Raw genomic sequence first — 2,473 nt, 5'->3', positions numbered from 1 at the left:
GCGACAGGAAGCGCACGAGGTCGATCTTGCTGCCGTCGATCAACAGCCGGTCGGACAGAAGCGTGTCCTTCACGCCGCGGTGCCGGTCATCATCTTGACGAACATCGGCTTGGTCAACGTTGCGTTGGCGTCGGCCGCCAGCGCGGCCCATGGGCGGCAAACTCTGGGCCTCGTACAATCCCGGCGGCGGAGCCTCGTTGAGCTTCACGCTTCCAAGTCTCCAATAGACCATGACCGAACCCACCGTATTCATCATCGATGACGACGAAGCCTATCGCGACTCGGTGCGCGAACTGGTCAACTCGATCGGCCTCGCCGCCGAGGTTCACAGTTCGGCGCCGGAGTTCCTCGAATCCTTCGATCCGTCGCGGCCCGGCTGCCTCGTGCTCGATGTGCGCATGGCTCGCATGAGCGGGCTCGCGCTTCAGCAGCGCCTGGTCGCGATCGGCGCGCGAATCCCGATCGTCTTCATCAGCGGCCATGGCGACATCACGATGGCGGTCAAGGCGATCAAGGACGGGGCCGTCGACTTCGTGCAGAAGCCCTACCGCGAGCAGCAGCTGCTGGACGCGATCGACGAGGCCTTGCGCCGCGATGCCGGCATGCGGTCGGCGCCTGTCGCCGATGTGCATCAGGGCCTGGCCAAGCGCATCGCCGCACTGACCGATCGCGAACGCGAGGTGATGTCGCTGGCACTCAAGGGCTTGCCGAGCAAGGTCATTGCCAAGGAGCTCGCGATCAGTCACCGCACGGTCGAGCAGCATCGCAGCCGGCTGCTTGAGAAGCTCAAGGTCAACTCGATTACCGATCTGCTGCGATTGAATCTCGAACTTTCGACCCAATAGCCACCGACAGTCGGCGGGTCGGGCCCGTCATCGATTCGCCGCCATCGCGTTTGCAGTGCTTCAGGGCGCGGCGGTCGCAGGCCCGGCGGCATCGGCCTGCGCTCGCAGCCCGGTCAGCAGGCGCTGATAGTCCGGGTTGTTGCGCAGTAGCTCCCGGCCGGTGGCAATCAACTGCGCCACCTGCTCCTTGTCCAGAACAAAGCTGGTCGGGATCTCGTTCAGGAATCGGCGCAGCGGCAGGTCGGGAACGTCCTCGAAGCTGAGCCGGATGAAGTACGAGTTCACGGGCCGTCCGGGCGTCGACAGCTCGCGGGTCCAGCGGTCGAGACTCTGCTGGGTCTGCTGAAGCGTCGCCACGTTGTAGCGATGTAACTGCACATCGGTGACGGCGTTCATCGTCTGCTCGAAGGTCGGCGCCCGGTTGCTCTCGCCGATGCCCGCGGGCGCGTCGGCGGCGGCATTGACCGAGACGATGGCGATGCGACGCGGCACCGCGATGTCGAGCTTGCTGACGTATTTCTCGGCACCCCCGGTCAGTTCGACGGCGTCCAGCAGTGCGCGAAGGCCCAGGTTGTCGGTGATCCCGCCATCGACGAACTGGGCGTACTTGTGCGTGACCTTGTTCTGGTAGGCGAGGTCATCCTGCACCACCATGCTCAAGTAGGCATCGTCGCTGTCTCGCTTCTTCGCGGCCGCAAGCCAGCGAGGCATGGCGCTGGCGCAGCCACTGTAGTTCTCTGCCACCACGGGCCCGAACAGCACCGGCACGGCGCTCGATGCGGTGACGGCGCGCGCCAGCGGGAAACTGCCCAGGTCCGAGCACAGCAGGTCGAAGTACTCCTGCACGAACGAGAATCGCCCGCCGGTGCTCAGGTCGGAGCTGTTGATCAGGATCAGCGGCGCATCGCGCTTTGCCAGGTCGCCGAAGGTGGCATCGCCGAACAAGGACTGCTGGTAGTAGGAAACAGCCATCTCGGTACGGCCGTGGCTGCTGAACCAGCGCGTGGGATCCAGCAGGCCTCGCAGCAGGGCGCCCTGGACATCGCTGCGAAGGAATCGCTCCTCGTAGTCGGCGAAGATGCGATCGCCGTAGAGGCCGTAGTAGGCTGAGGTGAAGCTGCCTCCGGACACCGAGCTGATGACGTTGATCGCCTCCAGCAGGCTCGTGTCCCGGCCATCGATGTGCACGCGGGTGTCGCGCAGCTCCTGCATGACCCCAAAGGACAGCGCGGCAGCGCGTGTGCCGCCTCCCGAGAAGGCGACGGCCAGGGTGAGCTCGTCGGAATGTCGATGCGGGTTCCTGGCGAACTCGCCGAGCGAATAGACGGGCCCATGGCGGCCCGGATCCAGGCGCACGTTCTCGACCACGCCGTAGGTGGTGCAGGCGCCGAGCGCCAAGGCCATGCCCGGCAGTAGCCACAGCAGGCTTCGGCGCGAGAAGACAACCGACAAAGCCGCCATGCCGCTCGCCGAAGAACTGGCTACGCGAATTGCAGCTAGCCCTTGCGCACCACCGAAGTGGCGATGGCCTGCGTGATGGTCATCTTCATCTGATCGCCGACCTTGACGCCGTTGAGCATGGCCGGGTCCTTCAGCTTCACTTCGGTGAAGTGACCGAACGGACCCCG

3 protein-coding genes are annotated in these 2,473 nt (G+C 65.1%); 1 reads left to right on the top strand and 2 read right to left on the bottom strand.

Annotation, left to right across the window (positions count from 1 at the left end):
* The coding region (locus AC1D2K_RS33410; protein ID WP_478094562.1) for a hypothetical protein at positions 1-208 on the bottom strand (208 nt) is incomplete at its 3' end.
* Between the two features lie 22 nt (positions 209-230).
* Here AC1D2K_RS33410 and AC1D2K_RS33405 point away from each other — a divergent pair.
* Entirely contained in the window at positions 231-845 is a 615-nt protein-coding gene (locus tag AC1D2K_RS33405; protein WP_478094561.1) for a response regulator transcription factor, read from the top strand.
* A 60-nt stretch (positions 846-905) separates the two neighbouring features.
* Here the strand turns inward: AC1D2K_RS33405 and AC1D2K_RS33400 are convergent, their stop codons facing one another.
* Positions 906-2,249, bottom strand: coding sequence for a patatin-like phospholipase family protein (locus tag AC1D2K_RS33400; protein WP_478094559.1), 1,344 nt, complete (start codon positions 2,247-2,249; stop codon positions 906-908).
* Positions 2,250-2,473: the final 224 nt, after the last annotated feature.

Source organism: Variovorax sp. P1_H12_2 (assembly GCF_056405335.1).
Note: the sequence above shows the minus strand (reverse complement) of the source record. Positions and strands in the feature narration are given on the sequence as shown.

Coding starts and splice junctions, on each gene's coding strand:
- AC1D2K_RS33405 (WP_478094561.1), top strand. CDS start 231: ATGACCGAACCCACCGTATTCATCATCGATGACGACGAAGCCTATCGC.
- AC1D2K_RS33400 (WP_478094559.1), bottom strand. CDS start 2,249: ATGGCCTTGGCGCTCGGCGCCTGCACCACCTACGGCGTGGTCGAGAAC.